The sequence below is a fragment of the Salipiger sp. genome, from assembly GCF_059781815.1.
Genome location: NZ_JBYNAH010000386.1, coordinates 1 through 2186, shown reverse-complemented (window position 1 = coordinate 2186; position 2186 = coordinate 1). Strand labels below are relative to the sequence as shown.

General features: G+C 71.4%; 3 protein-coding genes. All 3 read right to left on the bottom strand.

The window, feature by feature from the left end; all coding sequences use genetic code 11:
* On the bottom strand, positions 1-739 hold a 739-nt coding region (locus tag AC6RA4_RS25020; protein WP_500164959.1), incomplete at its 3' end, for a 4Fe-4S dicluster domain-containing protein.
* 7 nt (positions 740-746) lie between these two features.
* Entirely contained in the window at positions 747-1088 is a 342-nt protein-coding gene (locus tag AC6RA4_RS25015) for a hypothetical protein (protein ID WP_500164957.1), read from the bottom strand.
* Positions 1085-2186 (bottom strand): FAD-binding protein (locus AC6RA4_RS25010; protein WP_500164956.1); only part of this gene is annotated, 1102 nt, incomplete at its 5' end. The genes AC6RA4_RS25010 and AC6RA4_RS25015, both read right to left, overlap by 4 nt.

The following is a 2186-nucleotide window of genomic DNA, read 5'->3' as shown; positions in this document are numbered from 1 at the left end:
CGCGGATGTTTTTCGCCGCGGTGGCGTGGCTTGCGCGGGTCTTGCCCATGTGATGGGTCAGCGCCCCGCAGCAGCCCGCGCCCTTGGCCACCACCACCTCGCAGCCCAGCCGGGTGAGCAGCCGGATGGTGGCATCGTTGATATCGGTGTTGAGCGCCTTCTGCGCGCAGCCGGTCATCAGCGCCACCCGCTTGGCGCGCGGCGCCTTGGGGGCAAAGCTCTGCGGGTCGTCGTTGCGGCTCACCGGCGGGATCGACTTTGGCGCCATCTCGAGCATGGCGCGCAGGCGCGGGTCGGGCATCAGCCGGGCGAAGGGCCGGCCGATCTTGGCGCCCACGAGCGCGGCGCGAAAGCGCGTCGGGTAGGGGATGATCCGCGCCAGCAGCCAGCGCAGCGCGCGGTCGCTCCAGGGGCGTTTGTAGTTCTGCTCGATATAGGCGCGGGCGTGATCGACGAGGTGCATGTAATGCACTCCCGACGGGCAGGTGGTCATGCAGGCGAGGCAGCTCAGGCAGCGATCCACGTGCTTGACGGTCTTTTCGTCCGGCACCCGCTCGTTCTCGAGCATGTCCTTGATCAGGTAGATCCGGCCGCGCGGGCTGTCGAGCTCGTCACCCAGCACCTGGTAGGTCGGGCAAGTGGCGGTGCAGAAGCCGCAATGCACGCAGGCGCGCAGAATCTCGTTGGCGCGCTGGGTGCCGGGGTCTTGAAGCTGCTGGTCGGTGAAATGGGTCTGCATGGGGCTCTCAGGAGGTCATCAGCCGGGCGGTGGCAAGCCCGAACCAGGGAAGGGGAGTGGCGCAGAGGCCAAGGATCGCGACGGCGCGGCGCGGGGCGGGGGCGGTCATGGGGCGGCGCAAGACAAGCGCGACCATCGCCACCGCCAGCACCCACGACAGCCAGAGCAACGCCAGCGAGGGTGCCGGAGCGTTGGGTTGCAGCACCAGCGCCAGAAGCGCGCTCGCCACCACCGCCAGGGCCAGCGCAAGCAGTGGCGTGAGGCCACCGCCCAGCCGCAGAAGCAGCGCATAGAGCAGCGGTCCCGCGACAAAGCACAGCGCGAAGGCGATGAAGGTGGCGGCGCTCATGCCATCAGCCCGGGGTTCAGAAGGCCCTTCGGGTCGAAACGCGCCCGGAGCCCGGCGCTCAGCGCCGCCACCGGCGCCGGCTCGGGCTGGAAGGTCGGCACATCGCCGCCAGCGCGCACCGCCGTGGCATGGCCGCGGAAGCCGCTGCCGAGCAGGTTCCGCGCGTCGCTGCCCTTGGGCAGCAGCGCCCAGATCAGCCCGCCGCCCCAGTCGAAGACCAGCGCCTCCGCGCCCAGCCGCGCCGCCAGCTCCGGCGCCTCCGACGGCGTGCAGGAGATCCGCCAGACATCGCCCGGCTTCCCGTGAAACGGCTCGACATCGCGCACCGCCTTCCACAGCGCTGCCGAGCGCTCTGCATCGGTCTCGACCTGCGGGTGGTGGCGCGCGAAAAGCTCCGAGAGCCGCCCGCTGCGATAGGCCACCGAGTCGGCAAAGCCCTCGATTCGCACCAGCGTCAGCGGCCCGCCCTCGGGCCCCTGGGGCAGATGCGCCGCCCCGCTCACGTCGAACGGCGATCCCAGCGCCTGCGACAGCACCGGCATCGCCTCCTCCGGGCTCAGTCCGGCCATCACCAGCGTCGCCGTCGCCGCCGGTTTCGGCAGCACCTTGAAGGCGATCTCCGTCATTACGCCCAGCGTGCCCCAGCTCCCCGCCATCAGCTTGACGAGGTCGTAGCCGGTGACGTTCTTCATCACCCGGCCGCCATTGCTCACCACCCGGCCCGTGCCGTCGACGAAGCGCACGCCCAGCATGAAATCCCGGCAGGCCCCGGCCTGCACCCGGCGCGGCCCCGAGACATTCGCCGCCGCCACGCCGCCGATCGTCGGCGTGCCCTGCGTGCCCAAGAGCCCGCGATGATCCATCGGCTCGAAGGCCAGCCGCTGGCCCTCGGCCTCGAGCGCCGCCTCGATCTCGGCCAGCGGCGTGCCCGCCTTCGCCACCAGCGTCAGCGCGCCCGGCTCGTGCAGCACGATGCCCGACAGCCCGCCGGTCTCCAGCGCCTCCCCGGCGCTGCGCCCCACCGAACGTGTGCCGCCGCCGCGCACTCTCAGCGGGCCGCTCGCGGCTCTGATCATCTCGGCCAGCTCGGTCTCTGTC